Origin of the sequence: Nocardioides campestrisoli, from assembly GCF_013624435.2 — a bacterium.
In the GTDB taxonomy this organism is placed as follows: domain Bacteria; phylum Actinomycetota; class Actinomycetes; order Propionibacteriales; family Nocardioidaceae; genus Nocardioides; species Nocardioides campestrisoli.
In genome coordinates this window covers 1,278,891-1,301,305 of the sequence record NZ_CP061768.1, presented here as the reverse complement: position 1 = coordinate 1,301,305, position 22,415 = coordinate 1,278,891, and the positions used below count along the sequence as shown (strand labels likewise).

The following is a 22,415-nucleotide window of genomic DNA, read 5'->3' as shown; positions in this document are numbered from 1 at the left end:
CGCCCCCGACTTCGGGGAGTGCTCGGTTCCACCCTGGCGGTGGTCCTGGGTGCGGGCGGCCTCGCGCTGCTCGCCTCCACGCCTGCCACAGCCACCCCCTCCGCCAGCGGCGACTACTGGTCGGCCTCCTCGGCCAAGCCGAACGCCTCGCGTGCCGCTGGCGCGCTCCGCGTCAGCCCGAAGAAGTACGCGGCCTTCACCCTCGACGACGCCGCCCTGCGCGGGGAGCTGCGCGACGCGCCCCTCGAGGAGCAGGTCGGCGCCGAGGCCGAGACGGTCTACGTGCCCGCCCCGAACGGCGACCTGGTCGCCTTCGAGGTCAAGGAGTCCCCGGTGATGGAGGCCGAGCTCCAGGCGGCCAACCCGGAGATCCGGACCTACGCCGGCCGCGGCGTCGAGGACCCCACCGCGACCATCCGCTTCGATGTCACCCCGAACGGCTTCCACGCCTCCGTGCGCGGCGACGGCGGCCAGGCCGCCTGGTACGTCGACCCGGCCTGGAACGGCGACGACAGCCTCTACCTCTCCTACCTGGGCCGTGACCTGCCCGCCCCGGAGAAGGGCCTGATCGAGCCCGAGCTCGACAAGCACACCCTCGACGGGCTGCACGAGGAGCACGCGGACGACGAGCAGCGCGCGGGCGAGGCCCCGGGCACCGAGGTCGGCCTGCGCACCTACCGGCTGGCACTGGTGACCGACCCGTCGTACGCGGCGTACTTCGGCACCGAGAACGTGCTGGCCGAGAAGGTCACCCTGATGAACCGGGTCAACCAGATCTACAACGACGACCTGGCCATCCGGATGCTCCTCATCAACGACACCGACAAGCTCAACCTCGACACCGCCGCCAAGGCCACCGAGCCCGGTGGTCCGTGCGGCGATGCGGCCTGCTTCACCACCGCGCAGCTGGCCAGCTGCACCGGCGGCCTGCTCAACCGCAACCGCATCGTGCTCGGCCAGCTCGTCGGCGCCAGCAACTACGACGTCGGCCACATCGCGCTCGGCACCCCCGGCGGCGGCGTCGCCGGCCTGGGCGTGGTGGGCCTCGGCGGCAAGGCCCGTGGCTGCACCGGTCTCCCCCAGCCCGAGGGTGACTTCTTCGCGGTCGACTACGTCGCCCACGAGATCGGCCACCAGTTCGGCGGCCCGCACACCTTCAACGGCACCGAGTACAACTGTGGCGGCAACATCGGCGGTTCGCCGTGGGAGCCGGGCTCCGGCTCGTCGGTGATGGCCTACGCCGGCATCTGCCAGCAGGACAACCTGCAGCCGCACACCGACCCGTACTTCTCGCAGCGCAGCATCTTCGACATCACCAGCACCGTGCTCCGCGTCCGTCCGGACGAGGACGAGGTGCAGACGGTCTCGCTGCGTGGGTTCGACACGGACGGTGAGTCGTTCACCCTCTCCTTCAACGGCCAGACCACCGAGCCGATCGTCCGCGGCACGAACTACTCGACCGCAGCGATCGACGCGGCTCTCGAGGCGGTCATCGGCACGGACACCGTCGCCGTGGCGGCGTTCGGCGGCTCCGGCACGCTCAACGACACCGGCTTCCAGGTGACCTTCAACGGCGGCGTCGTCGACAACACCGACGTCGAGTCGCTGGTCCTCACCACCGTCTCCGGTGACGTCTCCGGCTTCGTCGGCGAGACCCAGGCCGGTGGGCCGGTCGAGAACGGTGGCTACACCGTCACCGCCAGCGGCAACCGCGCCCCCGTGGCGACCGCCCCCGCTGACAAGACCATCCCGCTGCGGACGCCGTTCGCCCTCACCGGCTCGGCCACCGACCCCGACGGCGACTCGATGATCCACATCTGGGAGCAAAACGACCGCGGTACCGGCACGCCCCTGGGCAGCCAGACCAAGGCCGACGGCCCGCTCTTCCGGATCTTCGGCAAGCACGCGCCGGTGACCCCGGCCGGCACCCTGCTGATCAACTCCCCCGGCGAGAACATCGCCACGTCAGACCCCACCCGGGTCTTCCCGGACATGGAGCAGATCCTCGAGAACAACACCAACGCGGCCAACGGCACCTGCCCGGCCATGCCGGCCAAGCCGGTGACCGGTGGCGCCACCAACGTGCCCGTCCCGGTCGTGGAGTGCTTCGCGGAGTGGCTGCCGACCGCCGACTACGTCGGCAACGCGGCGGCTGGCAACACCGAGCCCTCGCTCAACTTCCGGTTCACCGCGCGTGACCTCGACCCGCACGCAGGCGGCTACGCCTACGACGACGTCAAGCTGACGCTCGACAAGACCGCGGGTCCGTTCCTGGTCTCCTCCAAGAACGTCGCGAACGCCGGCGCCATCGGCGGACGCAGCGAGATCGTCACCTGGGCCGTCAACGGCACCGCCAAGCCGGAGCTGGCGGAGAACGTGCGGATCACGCTCTCCACCGACGGTGGCAAGACGTTCCCGGTCGTCCTGGCCGAGAGCACCCCGAACGACGGCACCGAGCGCATCGTCTGGCCCAACGTCTCCACGACCAAGGCCCGGATCAAGATCGAGGCGGTGGACAACTACTTCTTCGACGTCAACGACGCCGACTTCGAGATCGTCTCCTCGCTCACCGTCACCGGTCCGGCGAACGAAAAGCTCACCGTGGTCAGCGGCCAGGCCGTCCCCGCGGCGGAGCTGTCGGCCAGCACCCGCGGCAGCGCCGGTGCCGAGCTCGCGGCGACGGCCACGGGACTGCCCGCGGGCGTCTCCCTGGAGCAGGTCGCCGTCTCGGCTGACACGGTCCGTCCGGGTACCGCCACCTGGCGCACCACCGGCACCGTGACCGCGGCCGCCGGCACCTACCCCGTCACCGTCAGCATCACCGACGGGACCGCCAGGGTCACCACGGAGTTCACGATCACCGTGACCGCCGCGGCCAAGGCGCCGGAGACGACCATCACCGACGGCCCCGCCGACGGCTCGGTCGTGCTGGACCGTGAGCAGAAGTTCGCGTTCTCCGCGGACGTCGCCGGCTCCCGGTTCGTGTGCACCGTCGACGGCGACCCCGTCGACTGCGCCGTGGCTGGCCTGACCAAGCGGTTCAAGCCGGGCACGCACCTGTTCAGCGTGGCCGCGGTCGCGCCTGACGGCTCGGCCGATGCCACCCCCGCGACGCGCACCTTCACGGTGCCGCTGAACGACGGGCAGCTGAACCGCCAGGGCAAGTGGAAGCAGGTCAAGAAGGCCCGTGCCTTCGGGGGCGACTTCCTGAAGTCGTCGGCCAAGGGCGCCAGCCTGTCGACCCGGATCAACAAGGCGACCAGCGTCTCGCTGGTGGCCGCGCCGCTGCCGAAGTCCGGCCCGGTGCACGTCTTCGTGGGCGGCAAGAAGGTGACGACCTTCAACCTGAAGGGCGCCAGCGCCTTCAACAAGCTGAAGACGGTGAAGTTCGACAAGCCGCGCAGCGGCAAGCTCACGATCAAGGTCGGGAAGCGCAAGCCCGTCCGGATCGAGGGCGTCGCAGTGGTCACCAGCGTCAGCTGACCCACTCGGCACCAGCAGCACCTGAACACAGCAGCACCTAGCAAGCACGAGGGCCGCCCGCTTCCCGCGGGCGGCCCTCGTGCTTCTCTGCTGGTGTTTCTCTGCTGGCGTGCTGGTCCGGCGCTACCTCCGGGGTCCGCCGTTCTTCCCGGCCCGGCCCTTCTTGTGCTTCTTGCCCTTCTGGACCTTCTTGGGCGTGACCTTGGCGGTGGCCTTGCTGCGCACGGTCACGGTGGTGTGGCCCGGCTTGCTCGCCGTCACGGCGACCCGGATCCGCTTGCGCGCCAACGCCCTGGTCAGTGGGAGCCGAGCTCCCGAGCGCACCTCCTGGCGGCGGGCGTACCAGGTGTAGGTCAGCGCGACGCCGGCGTCGAAGCCGTACACCCTGGCCCGCAGGACCCGCCCCACCTCGGCCTTGCCGACGGTCCGCACCTTGCCGCGCGTGAGCCGCTGTGCGGCGACCGCCGCCGTCGGGGCGCTGATCCGGGTCACCGAGGCGTAGCCCGGGCGTGAGCCCGTGACCTGCACCGACAGGCGGGCGCCCACGTCGGCCGCACCGAGGGGGTACGACGTCTCCGTGGCGCCCGGGACGACCGCACCGTCGCGCAGCCACTGCACCTGCGTCGCGACCTCGGCACCCCAGTCCCCCGGCTCGACCAGGAGCGTGCCGCCGAGGACGGTCGGCCCGCTGATCGTCGGCGTCGGCGCGGCGCCCAGCGCGCCCGGAGCGACCTCGGCCGGCGCACTGCTCCGGGACGTCGGGGCGTAGCCGGGAGCCGTCCCGGTCACGGTGAGGGTCAGGGCACGGCCGAGGTCCGCCGCGACCGGCGTGTAGGTCGCGCCGGTGGCGCCCTCGACCGGCGTCCCACCCGTCGACCACTCGTAGTCGAACGAGGTCCCGGCCGGCCAGCCCTCCACGCTGCCGGTCAGCGTCGTCCCCACCGTCGGAGTGCCGCTCAGCGTCGGCCGCGGGGCGGACTCCAGACCGCCGCACGCCAGGCACGCCCCGCCCAGGGTGGCCGGGGCGGCGGTGGCGAAGACGTCGTCGCGGAGGCCCGGGCCAGTGGTGACCGGGACCTCCACCGAGGCCGACGCGCCGACCGCGGTCGCCGGGACCTGCCAGGACAGCGTCGTGCCCGTGCGGGTGACACCGGCCGGCAATGCGCCCAGCGTGGCGTCGTCCAGCACGTCGGCGAGGTCGACGGTGACCTCCGCGCCCGAGAGGGGCACCTTGCCGGTGTTGGCGGCGGTGAGCGTGTAGGTCATCGGCGTCCCGCCCGCGACGGTGCCCTGCGGGTGCGTGGACGCGAGCGAGACGTCGTACTTGGCGGGCCACGCCGGCTTGTCCGCGTCCAGGATCCAGTCCTGCCAGAAGGCGTCGAGGTCGTGGCCGGAGATCTCCTCGGCGAGCGCCTTGAGGTCGTCGCCCCGGCGGCTCTGGCCGCCGTACCGGGCCTGCCACTGGCGCACCACGGCGAGGAAGTCCTCGTCGCGCAGGACGGTGCGCAAGGCCTCCCAGAACAGGGCGCCCCGGGTGTAGGTCTGGTAGCCGTAGAGCTTCGCGGGGTCCGTCTGGGCCCCGGGCGGGGTCGTCCAGTCCGGGTGGTTCGCGGCCTTGTTGCTCCAGCTGGTGAAGTAGGTGTTCTCCACCGCCGCGGGGTTGGGCGTGGGCGCGGCCAGCACCTGGTTGTAGTAGGTCGGACCCCAGCTCGCCATCCCCTCGTTGATCCAGATGTCGGTCCACAGACCCGGTGAGACCGCGTCGCCGTACCACTGGTGGACCACCTCGTGCAGCAGCGTGTTGCCCGCCACCGAGGCGGCGCTGGGGAAGAAGGACCGGTCCTGCGTCTCCAGGGCGTAGTTGATCCCGCTCGGCACGGTGTCCACCACGACGCCGGTGCTGTTGCCCGGGTACGGCCCGTAGATCCGCTCGAACCGCCGGGTGATCTCGCCCAGCAGGGCTCGCCGGTTCCTGATGGTGGTCTTGTTGGCCTCGCTGAGCGAGGAGTCCATGAACGACCACTCCGGGATCACCCGGCCGCTGGACAGCGTCACCTCCGACTCGATCACGTCGTACTTGCCGACGGTGATCAGGGCCAGCTCGCTGGCCATCTGCTCGCGCTGGACCCACTCCCAGGTGGTGCGTTCACCGTCCGGGCTCACCTGCTTGTCCGCCAGCTCGCCGTTGCTCACCGCGGCGGCCGGACCGGTGCCGGTGCCGCTGGTCAGCGTCGAGGGGACGTCGAGGGAGAAGGTCCAGGTGGCCTTGTCGCCGGGGGTGTTGTTGTGCGGGATGCCGGCCATCGCGCCGATCGGCTGACCCATGAAGATCGCACCGTCGGAGGTGGCGGTCCAGTCCTCCCAGGAGCCGTCCGCGTCCACGTGGTGCTGCGGGACGCCCGAGTAGCTCACGACGGTGGTGAACTCCCCGTCCACCGGGGTCTCAGGTGTGACCACCAGCTTGAACTTGGTGGCCTCGGCGTCCTGAACCCGCTGGTACGTCGCCGGCACGCCGTCGACGGTGACCGCGTCGACCTGGAGGCCCTCGAAGTCGAGGGAGAAGGAGCGCAGCGGGGCGCCGGTGGTCCGGGCCCGCATGGTCGCGGTGGCACTGCGGAACTCGCCGGTCATGTAGCCGTCGACCACGCCGTTGGCGACCCAGGCGATGTCGACGTCGTAGTGCAGCGCGTCGTAGCCGCCGTTGCCCACGTGCGGGAAGATCGCGTCCCCGGCGGTCTGTGCCCCGTCCACCGCGTCGGCCGCCTGCGTGGGTGCGGTGGCCGTCCCCACCAGCCCGCCGGCCACCAGGAGGAGGGGCACGGTCCGGGCCGCCGTCCGGCGCCACCCTCCGTGCCGTGGGATCGACTTCGTCGTCATCTGTGCGCCCTCTCGCTCGGTCTCCGGACGCGCGGTTCCGCAGGTCGGAGAGACGTGACTGAGGGTCAGGCTAAGTCGCCGCTCCCGGCTGAGGAAGGGCTCCGGGTGACGCTCCCGGGCGTACGGGTCGCGGCGATGGTCAGGCCGTCCGCGGATCGGCGGCGCGGAGCGCCACCGAGAGCTGGTCCAGCCGGTCGTCGACGCTCCCCTGGTCGTACCCGTGCCTGAACCGGGTCGGGGTGAACCTGACCTGGCGCAGCTCCTCCTCCGTGACGGCGCCGGCCCGACGCTCCAGCGCCAGCTCGCAGCGGTGGACGAACGCGTCCACCTCCTCGATCGCGTACCCCTCACGCCACTTGGTGAGGGGGAACCGTCGGCCTGCCTGGGAGTCGAAGGGCGTCATGGGCCGTTCTTGCCCTCGCGCCCCCGGCGGCAAACATGTCCTCGGAGCTCGACGGCAGGCAGGTGGGGTGCGCGGTCTTGGGGCCTATCCGTCGTCCAGAAGCCCCCGACGGAGCTCGGGCGTACGCCCGGTGAGCTCACGGGCGGTGTCGAGCGCCTGGTCGAGGGCGTCCAGGTCGCCGTCCGGCGCGAGGCCGAGGTCACCGGCGGCGACCTCGCTGCGGATGGCCGCCTCGAGCTCCTTCTCGGCCGTCGCGAGGGAGAGGGCCTTGGCCGCACTCCGGAAGACCCACTCGCGGGACTCCCTGTGCTCCTCGGTGTCCCGATGGTCCGGGTGACTCTCCGCCCGACCCAGGGCCAGCACCAGCGCCTGCATCCTGGCCTCGTTGGCGGCCAGCGCGGCCCGCGCCTGCGCGGCGCCTTCGAGCGCGTCGAGCTGGTCGCGCGCGGTGACCCAGTCCCCCCACGCGTCCGCGAGGCCACCCTTCAACGTCAGGTGCCGCTCGGTCGCGACCCGGGCCAGCGCCCGCCCGTGGTGCACCCCCAGCGCGATCACCGGCACCACCAACGCCCAGATCGCCACCCGCGCGGCGACCGGATCGACCACTGCGCCGAGGACCAGCAGCAGAGGAACGCTCATCAGCCCCAGCACCAGTCGTACGACGAGCTCCCGGTGCCGCTGGCTCAGCGCGTCGTACCTGCGCTGGGAGATCGACGGATGCGGCAGTGCGACCTCACGGGTCGTCGAGCGCCGGTAGCGCCGCAGGCTCGCCTCCTCAGGCGAGCTCGGCGTTCCCCGGACCGAGCCCCACAGCTCCCGCAGCTCCGCCGAGTCGCGGACCCACTTCTCCAGCCGGCGTCCGAAGGACCGGCCTTCGGAACCCTGTTCGGCAGCCATGGAGTCAGCCTAGGCGCTGCACCCGCTTGCGATGGTCGGAGACGTTGTTGCCCTTGACCTCGGTCCGCTTCGTCCCGCGCACGGTGTCCACCTTGCGGTCCCGCGCGGTCACCGGCTGCGCCTCGATCCGGGTCTCCTTCTCGAAGTCGTGCGACTTGTCGGTGTTGCGGTAGTAGCGGTAGAGCCCCGAGTAGACAATGACCGCCACCACCGGTCCCAGCAGCAGGATCAGCAGGTCCACGGGCTCGTCGGATGATTCCAGAGCCTGGAGGACAGGCTGGGACAGCGACAGGACGAGGGCGTTCATCAGGCCACCAGCAGCGCGAAGACGATCGCCTCGACCACGCTGCCCGTCGCGAGGGCCGCCAGGGCGAGTCGCCAGTGGGAGACCGGCACGCTGCCCATGGTCTCGCCGGTCCGTCCGTTGACGGCGATGTAGTGCACCATCGCACTCCCTCCCTCTTCGTGGTAGTAGGAGTAGAGCCAGACCGGGAGGTACATCGAGACCCACTTCGTCCCGTGCACCTCGACCTTCTCCGCCTCCCAGCGCACGCCCCGGTCGTACTGGCTGACCGAGCTGTAGACCTCGGACCGGGTGATCGAGAGCAGCTGGTGCTCCAGGCTGGGCATCAGCGCCGAGACGTCAGCATCGCGGCGCTCGGAGGAGTAGCCGACCAGGTAGCTGGCGTTCCACTGCACCGCGTTCTTCGTGTCGAACGGCAGGATCGTGTTGATCACGTTGTTGGTGTTGACGAACGCGCGCATGTTGGCGCGCTCGGTCGAGGACTCCAGGGTCAGGTCGTCGACCGTGAAGTCGACGTGCCGGTCGACCCGGTAGACGTCCGCGTTGTAGACCGTCTCACTGTCGTCGCGGCTGCCGAAACGCCGGGTCTCCACCTCGCCGACCCCCTGGACGTCTCCGCTGACGTTGCAGTCGACGACCATGTAGGGCAGGTAGGCGCCGATCACGTTCTCCGGGGTGAACTCCCGGAGGAACCGGCGGTGCGCGAACCTCCTCCGCCTGCCGGCGAACTCCTTGATGTTCTCCACGGCCTGGTCGCGGGTGAGGCTGAACGGCAGGACCGCGTCAGGCACCGCCCCGTTGGGCATCTGCTCGTTGACGGTGAGCACGTGCCGGCACCAGTGGCAGCGCGACGACGTCGCCTCGGAGGTGTTCACGACCACCTCGGCACCGCACCCGGAGCACTTCATCGTGAGCATGCCGGCGTCTGCGGCGATGTCCGAGGCGCCCGAGGCCACCGTGGTGCCGGTGAGGTCGCGCAGCGTCCCCTCCCCGGAGACCAGCGGCTCGATCGTCGCCTCCGCCCATTCGTGCCGGCAGAACAGGCAGATCAGCATCGAGGTGGAGACCCGCAGCTGGATCTCGGTCGCCCCGCAGGCCGGGCAGCGGTTGACCCCGTCCTCCAGCCTCTCGTTGGCGGTGTTGATCACCGGCTCTGCGGGAGCTGCCGGCTCCCCCGGGTCGGCACCCGTGGTGGCCCCGGCGCTCACAAGCCGAGCGCCTTCGCCTTTGCCGCGTCGTAGTCGGCCTGGGTGATCAGACCGGCGTCGAGCATCTGCTTGGCCTTGGTGAGCATCACCATCGGGTCCTCGGCGGCGGGAGCGGCCGACTGGGCCGCGGGGGCGGCGGGCTGGGCGGCCGTGGACTGGGCTGCCGTGGACTGGGCTGCCGTGGACTGGGCGCCCACACCCGGCACCGGCTGCTGCAGGCCGCCGATGCCCGCGCCGCTCGCCGCCATGCCCATCCCGATCAGGCCGCCGGGGCCGCCGTTCTCGCCGGCCGACTCGAAGCCCGCGGCGACGGACGCCTGCAGGTTCGAGTTGCCGCGGGCACCGGAGAGGGCATCGGCGCGCTGCACGTTGCGGAGCAGCGCACGGGTGGACTCGTCGTACTCGATGGAGACGATCGCGACCGAGACGATCTCCAGCCCGCGGCCGGTGCTCCACTTGTAGTTCTCCTCGACCGCGGCCGACAGGCTCTGTGCGAACCCGACCGAGTCCTGCTGGATCTTGGTGATCCGGTTGCCCTTCGACGGGTCGTTCGTATACATCGAGAAGGCAGGTGCCAGGGAGCCGACGACCTCGTTGAAGAGCTGGGAGGCGGCGTCGTTCTCCACGTCGGTGAAGTCGAAGACCCGGCCGGGCTCCAGGTAGCTGGCCGGCACGAACGCCTTGATGAAGAGGATCGGGTCGGTGATGCTCAGCGTGTAGGTGCCACGGGTGACCACGCCGACCTGGGCGTTCATGTAGGCGTCGTCCCAGTAGATCTCCGACTGGGTGCCGAACCGGTTGTTGGGCAGCTCCTTGAGCGCCACGAAGTAGGCGCGCTGCTGGGCGCTGGGGCGACCACCGAACTTGAAGCGCTCCCACGAGGTGGTGACCAGTGGGCCCACGATGCCGTCGCCGGCGAAGATCGACTGGGAGTCCTGGGCCTCGGAGTCCCACTCGTACGCCCCGGGCTCGGCCGCGAAGCCGGTGATCGCGCCGTCCTGCATCAGGACCAGGCCGTAGCCCTCGGGGACGATGATCCTGCTGCCGTTGGTGATGACGCCGTCAGACCCCTTGGCGTTCGATCCACGACCCGCGTTCGTGCCCCGCGCGGCGGCCGAGAACAGCGCCGCGGTGGGTGCCAGGTCCCCGGGAACCGTGTAGAAGTCCTTCCACTGGTCCGCCAGGGTTCCCCCGAGTGCGCCGACCGCTGCCTGAATGAGTCCCATGGTTGCCTTCCGCCTTCACCCTGAACAGAACGGCTCACCCTAGCGACGCGGGGTGCCCGCTGGGAGGTGATTTCCGAAGGCTCGCGGGGTCCCATGGAGCGGCTGCCGCGGCGACAAAGTGCCGATCAGGGTTTGAGAGCCCCGCTGAGCGCGGCGAGGGTGTCCTCGACGAGCCGGTAGAACGCCCACCGTCCGCGCTGCTCACGGACGACGAGTCCCGCGTCGACGAGCTGCTTCATGTGGTGGGAGACCGTCGGCTGCGAGAGCCCGACGGGGTCGGTGAGGTCGCAGATGCAGGCCTCACGGTCGGGCTGCGCGGCGATCAGCGACAGCAGCCGGACGCGCGTGGGGTCACCCAGGGCCTTGAACATGCGCGCGAGCCGCTGCGCCTCGTCGGTGTCGAGCACGCCGCCGGTCACCGTCGAGCAGCACGCCGGCGCGGCGGCGTTGGCGTCCAGGACTGGCGGGGCCGTTCGGGTGGGCATGGATCCAGTGTGCCAGACGTATTGACAATCGTCGATAGATCGAAGAACCTCGATACATCGAGAACGACCGATACGTCATCGAAGGAGTGCGTCGCCATGACCACGAGCAACCCGCAGGCACCCACGCAAGCCGGGGTGACCCCGGACGAGGTACGTGAGCAGGTCCGCAACCGCTACGCCCAGGCCGCGACCGCGGTCGGCCGCGGCGTCGGCAACGCCGAGCTCAACGTCGACCTGCAGGTCGTCGACGACTGCTGCGGACCGACGTCCTGCTGCAGCAGCGACACGACGGTCGACGAGGCGTTCGGCGCCGCGCTCTACAGCAGCGGGGACCAGGAGGAGCTGCCGGCCGAGGCGGTCGCGGCCAGCCTGGGCTGCGGCAACCCGACCGCGGTGGCCGACCTGCGGGCCGGCGAGCGGGTGCTCGACCTCGGCTCCGGCGGCGGCATCGACGTGCTGCTCTCCGCACGCCGCGTCGGCGAGACCGGCTTCGCCTACGGCGTCGACATGACCGACGAGATGCTCGACCTCGCCCGAGCCAACGCGGCGAAGGCCGGGGCGACCAACGTGGAGTTCCGCAAGGGCACCATCGAGGACGTCCCGCTGCCCGACGCCTCGGTCGACGTGGTGATCTCCAACTGCGTCATCAACCTCTCCGTCGACAAGCCGAAGGTCCTCGCGGAGATGTTCCGCGTGCTCACGCCGGGCGGCCGGATCGGCATCTCCGACGTCGTCGCGGAGGACCACCTCTCCCCCGCCGACCGGGCCGAGCGTGGCTCGTACGTCGGCTGCATCGCCGGCGCCCTCTCCCGCACCGAGTACCTCGAGGGCCTGGCCGCCGCCGGCTTCTCCGACGCCGAGGTGGAGTTCACCCACGAGGCGGTGCCGGGGATGCACGGCGCGATCGTCCGCGCCACCAAGCCGGCCGCGTGACGGCCACCGTCCCGGCGGCCCCGCCCGTCGCCCAGCGCCTCTCCACGCTCGACCGCTACCTGCCGGCCTGGATCGGGCTGGCCATGCTCGCGGGCCTGCTCGCCGGACGCTGGGTGCCGGGCATCGCCGACGCGCTCGACGCGATCAAGGTCGGATCGATCTCTCTGCCGATCGCGCTCGGTCTCCTGGTGATGATGTACCCGGTGCTGGCGAAGGTGCGCTACGACGAGGTCGGGCACGTGGCCCGCGACCGCCGGATGATGGCGCTCTCCCTGGTCCTCAACTGGCTGGTCGGCCCGGCGCTGATGTTCGCCCTGGCCTGGCTCTTCCTGCCCGACCTGCCGGAGTACCGCACCGGCCTGATCATCGTCGGCCTGGCCCGGTGCATCGCCATGGTGATCATCTGGAACGACCTGGCCTGCGGCGACCGGGAGGCCGCGGCCGTGCTCGTCGCGGTCAACTCCGTCTTCCAGGTCGTGGCGTTCGCCCTGCTCGGCTGGTTCTACCTGGACCTCCTGCCGGGCTGGCTCGGACTCTCCACCACCGGGCTCGACGTCTCCCCGTGGCAGATCGCCTGGAGCGTCCTGGTCTTCCTCGGGATCCCGCTGGCTGCCGGCTACCTGACCCGACGCGTCGGCGAGGCCCGCCGCGGCCGCGACTGGTACGAGCAGCGCTTCCTCCCGCGACTGGGGCCGTGGGCGTTGTACGGGCTGCTGTTCACGATCGTCGTCCTCTTCGCCCTCCAGGGCGAGAAGATCACCAGCCAGCCGCTGGACGTCGTCCGGATCGCCGTCCCGCTGGTCGTCTACTTCGCCCTGATGTGGGCCGGCTCCCTGGTGCTGGCCCACCGGGCCGGGCTCGGGTACGCCCGCGCCACCACCGTCGCGTTCACCGCGGCCGGCAACAACTTCGAGCTCGCCATCGCGGTCGCGATCGCGGTCTTCGGCGTCACCAGCGGCCAGGCGCTCGCCGGCGTGGTCGGGCCGCTGATCGAGGTCCCGGTGCTGGTCGGCCTGGTCTACGTCAGCCTCTGGGCGCGCCGCTTCTTCCCCGACGTCCGGCAAGGAGTCTCGCCATGAGTCACCGCACCACCGAGGAGCGAATCCCGCAGGTTGTCTTCGCCTGCGTCCGCAACGGCGGCCGCTCCGTGGCTGCCCGGGTGCTCACCGAGCACTACGCCCAGGGTCGGGTGATCGCCCTGTCGGCCGGCACCCAGCCCGGGGAGCACATCCATGCCGAGGTCGCTGAGGTGCTCGAACGCCTCGGTCTCGACACCTCCCGCGAGCAGCCGAAACACCTGACCACCGAGATGGTGGCAGGCAGCGACCTGGCGATCACGCTGGGCTGCGGCGAGGAGTGCCCCTACGTCCCCGGGGTCACCTACCGGGACTGGCCGGTCGACGACCCGGGCGGTCAGGACGAGCCCACCGTGCGGCGGATCCTCGCCGACCTCGACACCCGGGTGCGGGCGCTGCTGGGCGAGCTGGCGCCGGACCTCGTGCTGGCCCCGAGCGTGCTCGCACCGGTCTGACCGAACCGCCGCTAGGCTGCCGCAGCATGTCCGACAACGTGCTGTGGATCATCACCGACGACCAGCCGCGCGCCACCCTGGAGCGGATGCCGCGGACGTGGAGCCGGCTGGTGCAGCGCGGCGTCCGGTTCGACCGGGGGTACGCGGCGATGCCGTGGTGCGGTCCGGCGCGAGCGTCGATGCTGACCAGCCGCTACCCGCACCACCACGGCTGCAGCACCAACCAGACGCACGCGCCGTTCGTCCAGCGCGGGCTCGACCAGGACACGGTCGCCACCCGGCTCCGCGCGGGCACCGACTACGACACCGGCTACTTCGGCAAGTACATGAACGGCCTCTCCCGCGACCCGGCGTACGTCGCTCCCGGGTGGCGCCGCTGGGTGACCACGGTGGGGTCGGGCGGGCGGGTCAACGTCGACGGCGAGAACCGGGAGCTCGGGTCGCAGCGGGCGGCAGACCGGTTCGCTCTCGACCGGCTCACCAACTACCTGGAGCGCCAGGCTGACAGCGGTCCGTGGTTCGCCGTCTGGTCGACCTCGACGCCGCACGACCCCTACACGCCGAGCCGTCGGCACCGCGACGACTTCGACGGCGTGCGCTGGGACCCGCCCTCGCTCAACGAGCGGGACATGAGCGACAAGCCGAGCTGGCTGCGGGATCTCCCGCCCCAGGACCGGGCACGGATGCGCGAGGTCCACGAAGGAAAGCTCGAGGAGCTCCAGGACCTCGACGACCAGGTCGCCCGGGTCCTCGACGTGCTGCGGGAGACGGGTCAGCACGAGCGGACCTGGATCTTCTTCGTCTCCGACAACGGCTACCTGCTGGGCGAGCACCGGCTCTTCCGCAAGGAGCAGCCCTACGAGGAGTCCGCCGGCGTGCCGTACGTCGTCCGCGGACCCGGTGCGGCACCTGCGGTGAGCGACGCCCTGGTCTCCCAGGTCGACCTGATGCCGACCACCCTGGAGATCGCCGGACTCGACCCGGACGCCGGTCGTGAGCTGGACGGCCGCTCGCTGCTGGCGCCGCTGACCACCGGGGACTGGTCCGGCTGGCGACGCCGGCTGCTCGTGGAGAACACCAACCTCGGGTGGGCGATGCTGCGGGAGGGGTCGCACGTCTTCATCGACCACCACGAGCGGGGCGAGTGCGAACTCTACGACCTCGCCACCGACCCGCACCAGCTCGACAGCCTCCAGGGGGCCGACGTGGCCGGCTGGGCGGGTCCGCTCGGTCGTCTGCGGTCCGCGACCGGCCGCGCCCTGCGCGCCCTGGAGATCTGAGACCGCGGCCGGACGAGTCACGGCTCAGACGGTCACCAACACCTCCGGGCGGCGGCCGCGGCCGGCGATCAGCAACGTGAGCACGATGCCGACCACGGCGTACGCCGCCAGCACCGACAACGGGCGGGTCAGGTCGTCGGAGCCGAAGTAGACGATCTGGCGCACCCCGTCCACGCCCGCACCGGTCGGGATCCAGTCACCGACGACCCGCCAGAAGGTGGGCATCACCCCGGCCTGGAAGGCCCCGCCCGCGCTGGGGTTGCCGATGATCACGATCAGCAGCAGGGTGATCCCGATCCCGATCACCCCGAAGATCGCCTCCAGCCCGATCGCCAGCGCGGCGATCGAGAACGACACCGCGGCCCCGAGCAGTCCCAGCTGCCAGAAGTGCCCCGTCTGGGCGTCCAGCATCGGCCCGACGATCAGTGCGCCACCGAACCCGGAGGCCAGCGCGTACGGGACCAGCGCGGCCAGCCGGAGCGCCGCGAAGCGCACGGACGTGGGCCGGTCACCGCGCGCGAGGGCGATCACCGTCGGGAACAGGTAGCCGCCGACCGCCCAGCCGACCACGAGGTAGAAGCCGGTGAGCCCGCGGGCGTCACCGCTCTGCAGCGGGACCAGGTCCTCCTTCTCCACGGTCCGCCCCTGCTCGGTCACCACCTTGGAGAGCACGGCGGCGGCGGCCTCCTCCTCCGAGACGCCGGCGCCTGAGGCGGTGAGCAGCAGATCGCTGCTCTGCTCGGGGCGGAGCACCAGGGCGCTCACCTGGTCCCCGCTCCGGACGTCCTTGCGCGCCTGTTCCTCGGAGTCGGCCAACGAGGCGTCCAGCGGGTCGTCGGAGAGCTTGTTGAGCTGGTCGACCAGCTGCTCACCCTGGGCCTGGCCGCCCTGCGGGGCCACGACCTGCACCTTGAGCTCGTGCGGCTTGGGGTCGTGGAAGGCACCGACGTAGCTGTAGATGAAGGCGAACTGGAGGAAGAGCACGCCGAGGACCCACGCCACGGCCCGGATCATCGAGCGCTTGGGGTCGATCGCCAGGGCCTCCGCCTCTGCGGCGTCGAGGTCCTTCGCGTGCCGCGGGGTGTCCGGGGGCTGCTGGTCCTGCGGGGTCCGTTCGGCTGTCATGGCCTCTCCTTTGCCGGGCGCCGGTTCCGCGCCGACGTGGCGCGGACGCCGTACGGCGAGAGCAGCGGGCCCGAGCCCCATCGCTGACCACAGTAGGTGTGGTCGCCGGGACCTGACACGGGCCGGATGACCCGGGCCCAGGAGGTGGTTCGGCCGGCGAACCAGGGCCGCAGGTCCCGCGGAAGTGCAGGACCGCGAGCCGCGGCGGGCGCTAGCGTGGCCGGTCGCAGGTGCGCAGCGGGGAGCGTGTTGCACCGACGGGTCGTCCGGACATAGAGGGGCATGAGACGCACGAGATCGGCGCGGGAGGAGCGGTTCCGCTCCCTGTACGCCGACCACCACGACCCCGTCCTCCGGTTCGCGCTGCGCCGCACCGACCCCGCCCGTGCCGACGACGTCGTCGCCGAGACGTTCCTCGTCGCGTGGCGGCGGCTGGACGACGTGCCCCGGCGCACCGGCGAGGCGCTGCCCTGGCTCTACACGGTGGCCCGCAACTGCCTGCTCAACGCGACCCGGGGCGACGACCGGCAGCGCGCGGTGGCGGTCCGGCTGGCCGCCCGGACCGGACCGGGCCCGGCGGCCGCGGGTGACCCGGGTGACCGCCTCCAGGTGGTCGAGGCCTGGGGCCAGCTCTCCCCGGCCGAGCAGGAGGTGCTGGCGCTCGCCGTCTGGGAGGACCTCACCTCGCCGCAGGCCGGCCGGGTCCTCGGCATCTCGGCGGCGGCGTACCGGGTGCGGCTGGCTCGCGCCCGCGCCAGCCTGTCCCGCCACCTCGATGGAGCTCAGCCCCTCGACGCCCCCTCCCCTTCCCGCGCCGCCGGCCAGCGCGCCGCCGGCCAGCGCGCCGCCGCGACCCAAGCCCAGGAGACCTCCCGATGATCGACGACCGCACCCTCGACGCGCGCCTGCGGGCGCTCGACCCCGTCCCCCACGACACCCCCGTCGACGCCGACCGCAGGGCTCGCCTGCTGGAGTCGGTGCTGGCCACCGAGCCGGCGCAGCCCGTCGCGGATCTGCCGGTGCCGCCGCCCCGTCGCCCGCGTCGTCCCGTACGACGGGTCGCCTGGGGTGCCGCGGCCGCCGTCACACTGGCTGGCGTCTCGGTGGCGCTCCCCCTCACGAACGGAGGCGAGCCCGCGTTCGCGTCGTGGACCGCGGAGCCGGCCGCGGCCTCGGATCGGGACGCCGAGGTCCTGCGAGAGGCGTGCCTGGAGCAGGTGGGCGACAGCGTGGGCGGCGACGGTGCCCCCGAGGTGCCGAGCGCCGAGCTCGCGACCCGCCTCACCGACCGGCGGGGCGAGTGGGTCTCGGTGCTGCTCACCGGGACCGCACCCGGGCGCTACCAGTTCACCGTCGCCTGCCTGGGCCGGCTGCCGGCCGGGTCGTCGGACGGGCCGTCCGAGCTCACCCATGCCGTCACCGGCGGGGGCGGATGGGCCGCGCCCTCGGGCGACCAGCTCGTCGAGGGCCCCATGGCCGAGCTCGCCGTCGGCGGTGGCCCCTTCGGGATGGGTGAGCAGGAGCGGGCTGCAACCACGAACGGCGAGGTCGGTCCGGACGTGGTCGGCGTGACCATCCACGCCGGCGGGACCACCGTCGAGGCGTCCGTCGCCGACGGCACGTACGCCGCGTGGTGGCCCGGGCGGATCTTCGACCCGGCGGACGTCGTCGCCGACGCGGCCTCCGGGCTGCCCGACGGCGAGCCCGAGCCCCTGCTGCGCTACGACGTGACCCTGCGCGACGGGACCGTCCTGCGCGACGTGGATCCGGTGCATCCGACGGACTGAGACGTCCCGCCCTGGCGCCGGACTGCCCGCGGCCTCAGAGGTGCTTGAGCATGTGCACGTCGTCCCGCCCGGGCGTGGGAACCGACTCCCACCGGAACGTCTCCTCGTAGCCATGACGTTGATAGAAGTCGGGGGCCTGGAAGGTGAACGAGGTGGCGAAGACGTGCGTGCATCCCCGTCGCCTGGCCTCCTCCTCGAACGCGGCGAGGAGCGCTGACCCCAAGCCGCTGCGGCGGTGCTCCGCGTGCACCCAGGTCAGGCCGATCCCGGCGGCCTGGCCCCAGGTCCAGCCGGACAGGCCGGCCAGCAGCTCTCCGTCGTCCTCGATCCGGACGGTGAGCTCCTCCTCAGGGGCGACCCCGGGCGTCGCAGCGGCGTTGTACTTGCTCAGCTCGTCGCTGAGTCGTTGGTCCAATGCGCTGTCGCCGCCTCCGACGACTGGTGTGGTGTCGGCCATGAGCCGGATGCTCTCACGTTGCGGGTCCGGGGGCTGACGTTCACCGGCGCACCGCCAGCTGCCGCGGCGCACCCGTACGAGGCACGTCTTTCGAGGCGCCGTACAACAGCACGAGGAACCACGCCAGGACGCCGAGCGACGCGAGGCCCAACGTAAAGCCCAGCACCGCCGCGCTCGGCTCGGCGGACGCACCGGCGATCGCGAGGACCTGCGCGATGTCGAGACCGACGGCGAGCCATCGGATGGTCGAGGCCGACGGCCTCCGCGCAGGACTCACCGACATGAGCGCCGTGCAGGTCGCGACCTGGACGACGAGCAGCGCGAGGCCGACCGAGACGTCGATCAGCGTGCTCTCGACGCCGAACCACTCCGGCACCGACGGGACCGCGGCCACCCACGCCGCCACCCCGGCGAGGCGGAAGCCCGGGTGAACCTCCGCGAGCGAGCCGAGCGCCAGCGCGGCGATCACCCACCCGAGAGGGTCGGGGATGAGGTCGGGACTTCCCCCGACGCGGAAGTCGAGCAGCACCAGGAGCATGCCGGTGGCGGCCGTGGCGAGAGGTCGCCACGGGCGTGAGTCAGCAGTGGACCCGCCGTCCCCAGGCTCCACCTGGGCCTGCTCCCCGGGACGAGCGGGCTCCCACGGCGGACGGGTCAGCTCGGCTGGCTGGTCCGTCGTACGACGCCACCGGCGGCTCAGGAGCACCCCGGCGAGCAGCACGAGAAGGGTGCCGGAGAGCCACCACCACGGCCGTCGCGGGTCAGCGACCTCCTCCGGCTCCTCGGGAACGACGAGTGGCTGCTCCCACAGGTCGCTAGCCAGGTACGGCGCATTGACCTGCGTCCCGTCGCCCTTCAGATCGATCTTCTCCACCGCGCCGGTCACGACATCGACCACGTGGACCGACGTCCGGAAGTGCCCCAGGACGACGTGGACGGGATCGCGCCACCCGAGCAGCTGGTCCACGCCCACGCCGGAGGGTAGGTCCACGGCGCGGCCCCGAGCCTCGGCGAACGTGCGCCCGGCGTACAGACGCCACCGCGACTTCGGCTTGCCGGCCGTCCGCCCGATGTAGGCGAAGCTGGTGTCGTCGGGGCCCCAGGAGGCAGCGATGACATCCTGCGGGAGCGTCACCGTGGTCATGTCTCCGGACGCCGGGTCCACGCGGAACACGTTCCGTCCCCGAGCCCAGGTCACCCCGGTGGGCGCCGACCCCAGGTTCGGCAGCCAGGACGGCCCGGGCTCCTCGATCACCGTCGGCTTCCCGTCCTCGGTGTCCCAGGCAACGAGCTGGTGGCTCCCGGGCTGCGGCGCGTTCCGCGTACCGGGGCTCTCGTAGCTCGTCAGCAGGTAGCGGGAGTCCCCGGAGAAGGCGAGCTCCGTCATCGTCCCTTTCACCCAGGGGACGCCCGGTACGTCGAGCTCGCGGATCGCGCCCGTGGTCGTCTCCATGATCGACCAGCCGGCGACGCGCCCGGGGTACGACGGCCCCTGGGGTCGGTGAGGCCGCACCCATCCGATCCACTGCCCGTCGGGCGAGACCGCGAAGCCCCCGAACCCCCAGCCGTCCAGCGAGAGCCCCGGGGTGCGGAGCCAGGCGGCGTGGCCGTCGAGCGCCGAGACCGCGAAGAGGGCAAGAGACTCCCGCTTCTCCACGAGTCCGACCGGCTCCGTCCGGGTCGCCACGCCGACAGCCGCGACCGGCCATCGCACCTCCTCGTCGCCGGACCACGTCCCCGGGGCGTTCACTGCCGTCGGCAGGTGTCGCTCCTCGAGCGAGGCAGGGTCGTCCTCCGCGTGGACGATCACGGCCGGGCCGAGCACGAACAACGCCGCCAGTGCGGCCAGCACGTGGGCGCCACGCCGGCCCGAGCGAATTCTCACGGGCGACACTGTGCCCGCCCGCCGCGGAAAGCACGAGAGCCGCACCGACTGGTGTCGGTGCGGCTCACGTTCAAGAGGGCTGGCTCCCAGTGGTGTGACCCACCGGGACCGGTAGTTCTGCGAAGAGTCCACGCTTGTTCTGCGAAGACCCCCTGGTCTGGCTGGCTGGTCTGGTGGAGCTGCGGGGAATCGAACCCCGGTCCTCGAGCGTCGATCCAGGTCTTCTCCGGGTGCAGTCCGTGATGTCGCTTTTCTCAGCCCCGACGCTCGCAACGGACACGTCGTCGACAGGCTCAGTCAGGAAAAAGTCCCGTTCACCCCTCCTGACAGGAGATGAACAGCTAGTCCTCTAGATGAGGCCTGGGTCCGGGACGAGGACGGATGCCCGGTCAGACCCTTCGATCACTGCTCAGGCAGCGAGAGCGAAGTCGTTGCGATTAGAGTCGGCAACTGTGTGTTCCAGCGATCGTTTACGAGATGACGCTGGCTTCTCGACCCGCTTCCCCTGGAACTAACGTCCCAAGTCGAAACCGATCAGCCCCTCTTGAGTTGTACTGGCGCAACCCTAACCCAGCGCCGTTCATTCCCCCACCTGGTTTCGCTTGCCCCGCGGCACGCCCGCTCTGCCATCGTCGGCACATGGAGATCGACGAGCTCGACGTGAGCACGTGCCGGAGATCCTGACCGCGGTGGACCGCGCCGGCGGACCGGTGGCGGGCCCCGCTGGGCCCACCGAGGCAGAGCGGGCGCAGCGCACGCTCAACCTGTCCATCGCTGGAGGACTCTTCCTCCAGCTCGTGGCGGTCCTGGTCGTGGCGGTCGCTGCCACGAAACACGGAGAGCTCGTCGTGGAGGGCGGGGTTGCTCGACACGAGGGCAGTCCCTGGGGTGTCTCCTTCGGCGTGCTGATCGGCTCCGTGGGCGCGCTGTTCGTCCTCCTGGGAGTCATCGGCTGGGGCGTGGTGCTGGGTCTCAGGGCGGCGCGACGACCCTGACCTTGGCGGACTCAGCCTCTTGTGCTCTTATTCGAACACGTGTACGATAAGGCAAGCAGGCCGGGCGCAGAGCTGGCTGATCGGACTCGGGGGAGGTCGACGTGGACAACGCACCTCTCCCCCGCCTGGGCCCACACGTCCACCGACACATCGGCTCGCACGGCCGGGCATACGCGGGTGCCCCCGCCGGCCACTCGCCTTGTGCCGACAGCCCTGCCGAGGCGAGCGGTACGCCGCACCGGCTGCTGCGATGCGCGGCGGCACTGGAGGCTGCGCTCGACGAGGCCGTGGCCCTCGATCCCGTCTTCATGTCGGTGGCTGAGAAACGAGACAGCCTCGTCACCCTGGAGCGGCTGGCCTCCCGCGTCACCGCCCTGAAGCTGCGGGTGGTGGCAGCCTCGGCCGACGTCGCGGACGCCGAAGGGCACCGCGACGTGGCGTCCTGGATGACGCACCGCACCCGCGGTGACCGGCGCCAACGACGACGGGAGCAGCGTCTGGCGGAAGCCTGCGACGGCCGCTGGCGACGCCTCGGGCAGGCACTGACCACCGGCGCGGTCCACCTCGACCAGGCGTACGTCGTCTCCCGCGCCCTCGACGACCTGGCCCGGCTGCTCACCGACCTGCTCGGGGACACCTCTTTCACGCCCGTGCTCACTTCCGACCGCCGGAACGAGATTCTCGACCAGGCCGAGACCCATCTGGTCGAGCAGGCCGCGTCCTTCGGACCGGACGACCTCGCCCGCCTCGGTGCGCGGATCCTCCAGGTGCTCGCGCCGCACGTGGCCGACGATGCTGAGTCCAAGAAGCTCCGGGACGAGGAGCGGCACGCCCGCCGCGTCACCCGCCTGACCACCCAGCGGCTGGGCGACGGCACCGTCCTGGTGAAGGCGCGTGTCCCCCAGCACGTGGCCACCAGACTGACCACCACCCTCGAGGCCTTCACCAACCCTCGCAAGCAGTGCGGTGATGCGGCGCAGCCCGACGGCCCCCACCGCGCCACCGACGCGACGGGCGAGGACCTCCCCTATGAGATGCGGCTGGGCCACGCGTTCTGCGCCCTGCTCGAGGGGCTGGACCCGCACCGGCTGCCCCTGCACGGAGGGTCCGCGACCACGCTCGTGGTGACGATGGAGCTTGACGCGCTACTGCGCGGAGTCGGCGCCGGCCAGCTCGCCACCGGCGAGACGCTGAGTGCCGGGGAGGTCCGTCGCCTCGCCTGCACCGCCGACCTCGTGCCCGCGGTCTTCGGCACCCGGTCAGAGCTCCTCGACCTCGGACGCACCGCCCGTCTCTTCTCCCCCGCCCAGCGCAGGGCCCTGGCCCTGCGCGACCGACAGTGTCGGGCGGCGGGGTGCGAGATTCCCGCGACCTGGTGCGAGGCACACCACCTGCTGCCCTGGGGGCGGCTGGGAGCAACCGACCTGGACAACGGCGTGCTGCTGTGCAGCCACCATCACCACCGGATCCACGACGATCGCTACCTCCATCAACGACTGCCCAACGGCGACGTCCGGTTCAGCAGGCGACGGTGAGTCG

Annotated in this window: 19 protein-coding genes and 1 other RNA gene; 9 read left to right on the top strand and 11 right to left on the bottom strand. The window is 71.5% G+C overall.

Annotated features, from left to right (window positions below):
- Window positions 1–18 precede the first annotated feature (18 nt).
- A complete protein-coding gene (locus H8838_RS06200; protein WP_185995091.1) occupies window positions 19–3,483 on the top strand; it encodes a reprolysin-like metallopeptidase in 3,465 nt (1,154 codons plus the stop codon).
- Window positions 3,484–3,606: 123 nt separating this feature from the next.
- Here the strand turns inward: H8838_RS06200 and H8838_RS06195 are convergent, their stop codons facing one another.
- The 7 genes from H8838_RS06195 to H8838_RS06165 all read right to left on the bottom strand — a co-directional run bounded on the left by H8838_RS06195 (window position 3,607) and on the right by H8838_RS06165 (window position 10,883).
- A complete protein-coding gene (locus tag H8838_RS06195; RefSeq protein WP_185995092.1) occupies window positions 3,607–6,360 on the bottom strand; it encodes a M1 family aminopeptidase in 2,754 nt (917 codons plus the stop codon).
- A 139-nt stretch (window positions 6,361–6,499) separates the two neighbouring features.
- Window positions 6,500–6,763 carry a DivIVA domain-containing protein gene (locus tag H8838_RS06190; RefSeq protein WP_181310299.1) on the bottom strand — a complete coding sequence of 88 codons (264 nt, stop codon included), beginning with the start codon at window positions 6,761–6,763 and terminating at the stop codon, window positions 6,500–6,502.
- Between the two features lie 84 nt (window positions 6,764–6,847).
- Window positions 6,848–7,660, bottom strand: a complete 813-nt coding sequence (locus H8838_RS06185) for a hypothetical protein (RefSeq protein ID WP_185995093.1) — start codon at window positions 7,658–7,660, stop codon at window positions 6,848–6,850.
- 4 nt (window positions 7,661–7,664) lie between these two features.
- Entirely contained in the window at window positions 7,665–7,967 is a 303-nt protein-coding gene (locus tag H8838_RS06180; RefSeq protein WP_185995094.1) for a hypothetical protein, read from the bottom strand.
- A complete protein-coding gene (locus H8838_RS06175; RefSeq protein ID WP_185995095.1) occupies window positions 7,967–9,172 on the bottom strand; it encodes a TFIIB-type zinc ribbon-containing protein in 1,206 nt (401 codons plus the stop codon). The genes H8838_RS06180 and H8838_RS06175 overlap by 1 nt, the downstream gene beginning before the upstream one ends.
- Window positions 9,169–10,398, bottom strand: a complete 1,230-nt coding sequence (locus tag H8838_RS06170; RefSeq protein WP_185995096.1) for an SPFH domain-containing protein — start codon at window positions 10,396–10,398, stop codon at window positions 9,169–9,171. Before H8838_RS06170 ends, H8838_RS06175 begins: the two co-directional genes overlap by 4 nt.
- Before the next feature lie 125 nt (window positions 10,399–10,523).
- On the bottom strand, window positions 10,524–10,883 hold the full coding sequence (locus H8838_RS06165; protein ID WP_181310295.1) for an ArsR/SmtB family transcription factor: 360 nt from the start codon (window positions 10,881–10,883) through the stop codon (window positions 10,524–10,526).
- 96 nt (window positions 10,884–10,979) lie between these two features.
- On the opposite strand from H8838_RS06165, the gene arsM reads away from it, so the two are divergent.
- Genes arsM through H8838_RS06145 form a run of 4 tightly spaced genes read left to right on the top strand, consistent with a single transcriptional unit; the run spans window position 10,980 to window position 14,627 of the window.
- Window positions 10,980–11,816, top strand: a complete 837-nt coding sequence (gene arsM, locus H8838_RS06160) for an arsenite methyltransferase (RefSeq protein ID WP_185995097.1) — start codon at window positions 10,980–10,982, stop codon at window positions 11,814–11,816.
- Window positions 11,813–12,895, top strand: a complete 1,083-nt coding sequence (arsB, locus tag H8838_RS06155; RefSeq protein ID WP_185995098.1) for an ACR3 family arsenite efflux transporter — start codon at window positions 11,813–11,815, stop codon at window positions 12,893–12,895. Before arsM ends, arsB begins: the two co-directional genes overlap by 4 nt.
- On the top strand, window positions 12,892–13,347 hold the full coding sequence (locus H8838_RS06150) for an arsenate-mycothiol transferase ArsC (RefSeq protein ID WP_185995099.1): 456 nt from the start codon (window positions 12,892–12,894) through the stop codon (window positions 13,345–13,347). The genes arsB and H8838_RS06150 overlap by 4 nt, the downstream gene beginning before the upstream one ends.
- A 26-nt stretch (window positions 13,348–13,373) precedes the next feature.
- Entirely contained in the window at window positions 13,374–14,627 is a 1,254-nt protein-coding gene (locus H8838_RS06145; RefSeq protein ID WP_185995100.1) for a sulfatase-like hydrolase/transferase, read from the top strand.
- A gap of 24 nt (window positions 14,628–14,651) precedes the next feature.
- On the opposite strand, the gene H8838_RS06140 is transcribed toward H8838_RS06145, so the two are convergent.
- Window positions 14,652–15,752 (bottom strand): ABC transporter permease, encoded by a 1,101-nt coding sequence (locus tag H8838_RS06140; RefSeq protein ID WP_185995101.1) that lies wholly within the window; start codon window positions 15,750–15,752, stop codon window positions 14,652–14,654.
- Window positions 15,753–16,034: 282 nt separating this feature from the next.
- On the opposite strand from H8838_RS06140, the gene H8838_RS06135 reads away from it, so the two are divergent.
- Window positions 16,035–16,631 carry an RNA polymerase sigma factor gene (locus H8838_RS06135; protein ID WP_185995102.1) on the top strand — a complete coding sequence of 199 codons (597 nt, stop codon included), beginning with the start codon at window positions 16,035–16,037 and terminating at the stop codon, window positions 16,629–16,631.
- Window positions 16,628–17,539 carry a hypothetical protein gene (locus tag H8838_RS06130; RefSeq protein WP_185995103.1) on the top strand — a complete coding sequence of 304 codons (912 nt, stop codon included), beginning with the start codon at window positions 16,628–16,630 and terminating at the stop codon, window positions 17,537–17,539. Before H8838_RS06135 ends, H8838_RS06130 begins: the two co-directional genes overlap by 4 nt.
- 34 nt (window positions 17,540–17,573) lie before the next feature.
- Here H8838_RS06130 and H8838_RS06125 read toward each other — a convergent pair whose 3' ends face one another.
- The 3 genes from H8838_RS06125 to ssrA form a co-directional block, all read right to left on the bottom strand.
- Window positions 17,574–17,996: a GNAT family N-acetyltransferase gene (locus H8838_RS06125; protein ID WP_185995104.1), complete on the bottom strand. Its 423-nt coding sequence runs from the start codon at window positions 17,994–17,996 to the stop codon at window positions 17,574–17,576.
- A 40-nt stretch (window positions 17,997–18,036) separates the two neighbouring features.
- Window positions 18,037–19,881 carry a hypothetical protein gene (locus H8838_RS06120; protein ID WP_185995105.1) on the bottom strand — a complete coding sequence of 615 codons (1,845 nt, stop codon included), beginning with the start codon at window positions 19,879–19,881 and terminating at the stop codon, window positions 18,037–18,039.
- Between the two features lie 171 nt (window positions 19,882–20,052).
- Window positions 20,053–20,423, bottom strand: a transfer-messenger RNA (tmRNA) gene (gene ssrA, locus H8838_RS06115).
- A gap of 126 nt (window positions 20,424–20,549) precedes the next feature.
- Here ssrA and H8838_RS06110 point away from each other — a divergent pair.
- Window positions 20,550–20,876 (top strand): hypothetical protein, encoded by a 327-nt coding sequence (locus H8838_RS06110; RefSeq protein WP_185995106.1) that lies wholly within the window; start codon window positions 20,550–20,552, stop codon window positions 20,874–20,876.
- A gap of 314 nt (window positions 20,877–21,190) precedes the next feature.
- On the top strand, window positions 21,191–22,411 hold the full coding sequence (locus tag H8838_RS06105) for an HNH endonuclease signature motif containing protein (RefSeq protein ID WP_185995107.1): 1,221 nt from the start codon (window positions 21,191–21,193) through the stop codon (window positions 22,409–22,411).
- The last annotated feature ends 4 nt before the right edge of the window (window positions 22,412–22,415 follow it).

Bases quoted from the DNA above. Each gene is read 5' to 3' on its own strand.
- H8838_RS06130 (WP_185995103.1), top strand. From the start codon at position 16,628: ATGATCGACGACCGCACCCTCGACGCGCGCCTGCGGGCGCTCGACCCC.
- H8838_RS06150 (WP_185995099.1), top strand. From the start codon at position 12,892: ATGAGTCACCGCACCACCGAGGAGCGAATCCCGCAGGTTGTCTTCGCC.
- H8838_RS06195 (WP_185995092.1), bottom strand. From the start codon at position 6,360: ATGACGACGAAGTCGATCCCACGGCACGGAGGGTGGCGCCGGACGGCG.
- H8838_RS06185 (WP_185995093.1), bottom strand. From the start codon at position 7,660: ATGGCTGCCGAACAGGGTTCCGAAGGCCGGTCCTTCGGACGCCGGCTG.
- H8838_RS06135 (WP_185995102.1), top strand. From the start codon at position 16,035: ATGAGACGCACGAGATCGGCGCGGGAGGAGCGGTTCCGCTCCCTGTAC.
- H8838_RS06140 (WP_185995101.1), bottom strand. From the start codon at position 15,752: ATGACAGCCGAACGGACCCCGCAGGACCAGCAGCCCCCGGACACCCCG.
- H8838_RS06125 (WP_185995104.1), bottom strand. From the start codon at position 17,996: ATGGCCGACACCACACCAGTCGTCGGAGGCGGCGACAGCGCATTGGAC.
- H8838_RS06170 (WP_185995096.1), bottom strand. From the start codon at position 10,398: ATGGGACTCATTCAGGCAGCGGTCGGCGCACTCGGGGGAACCCTGGCG.
- arsM (WP_185995097.1), top strand. From the start codon at position 10,980: ATGACCACGAGCAACCCGCAGGCACCCACGCAAGCCGGGGTGACCCCG.
- H8838_RS06180 (WP_185995094.1), bottom strand. From the start codon at position 7,967: ATGAACGCCCTCGTCCTGTCGCTGTCCCAGCCTGTCCTCCAGGCTCTG.
- H8838_RS06145 (WP_185995100.1), top strand. From the start codon at position 13,374: ATGTCCGACAACGTGCTGTGGATCATCACCGACGACCAGCCGCGCGCC.
- H8838_RS06165 (WP_181310295.1), bottom strand. From the start codon at position 10,883: ATGCCCACCCGAACGGCCCCGCCAGTCCTGGACGCCAACGCCGCCGCG.
- H8838_RS06190 (WP_181310299.1), bottom strand. From the start codon at position 6,763: ATGACGCCCTTCGACTCCCAGGCAGGCCGACGGTTCCCCCTCACCAAG.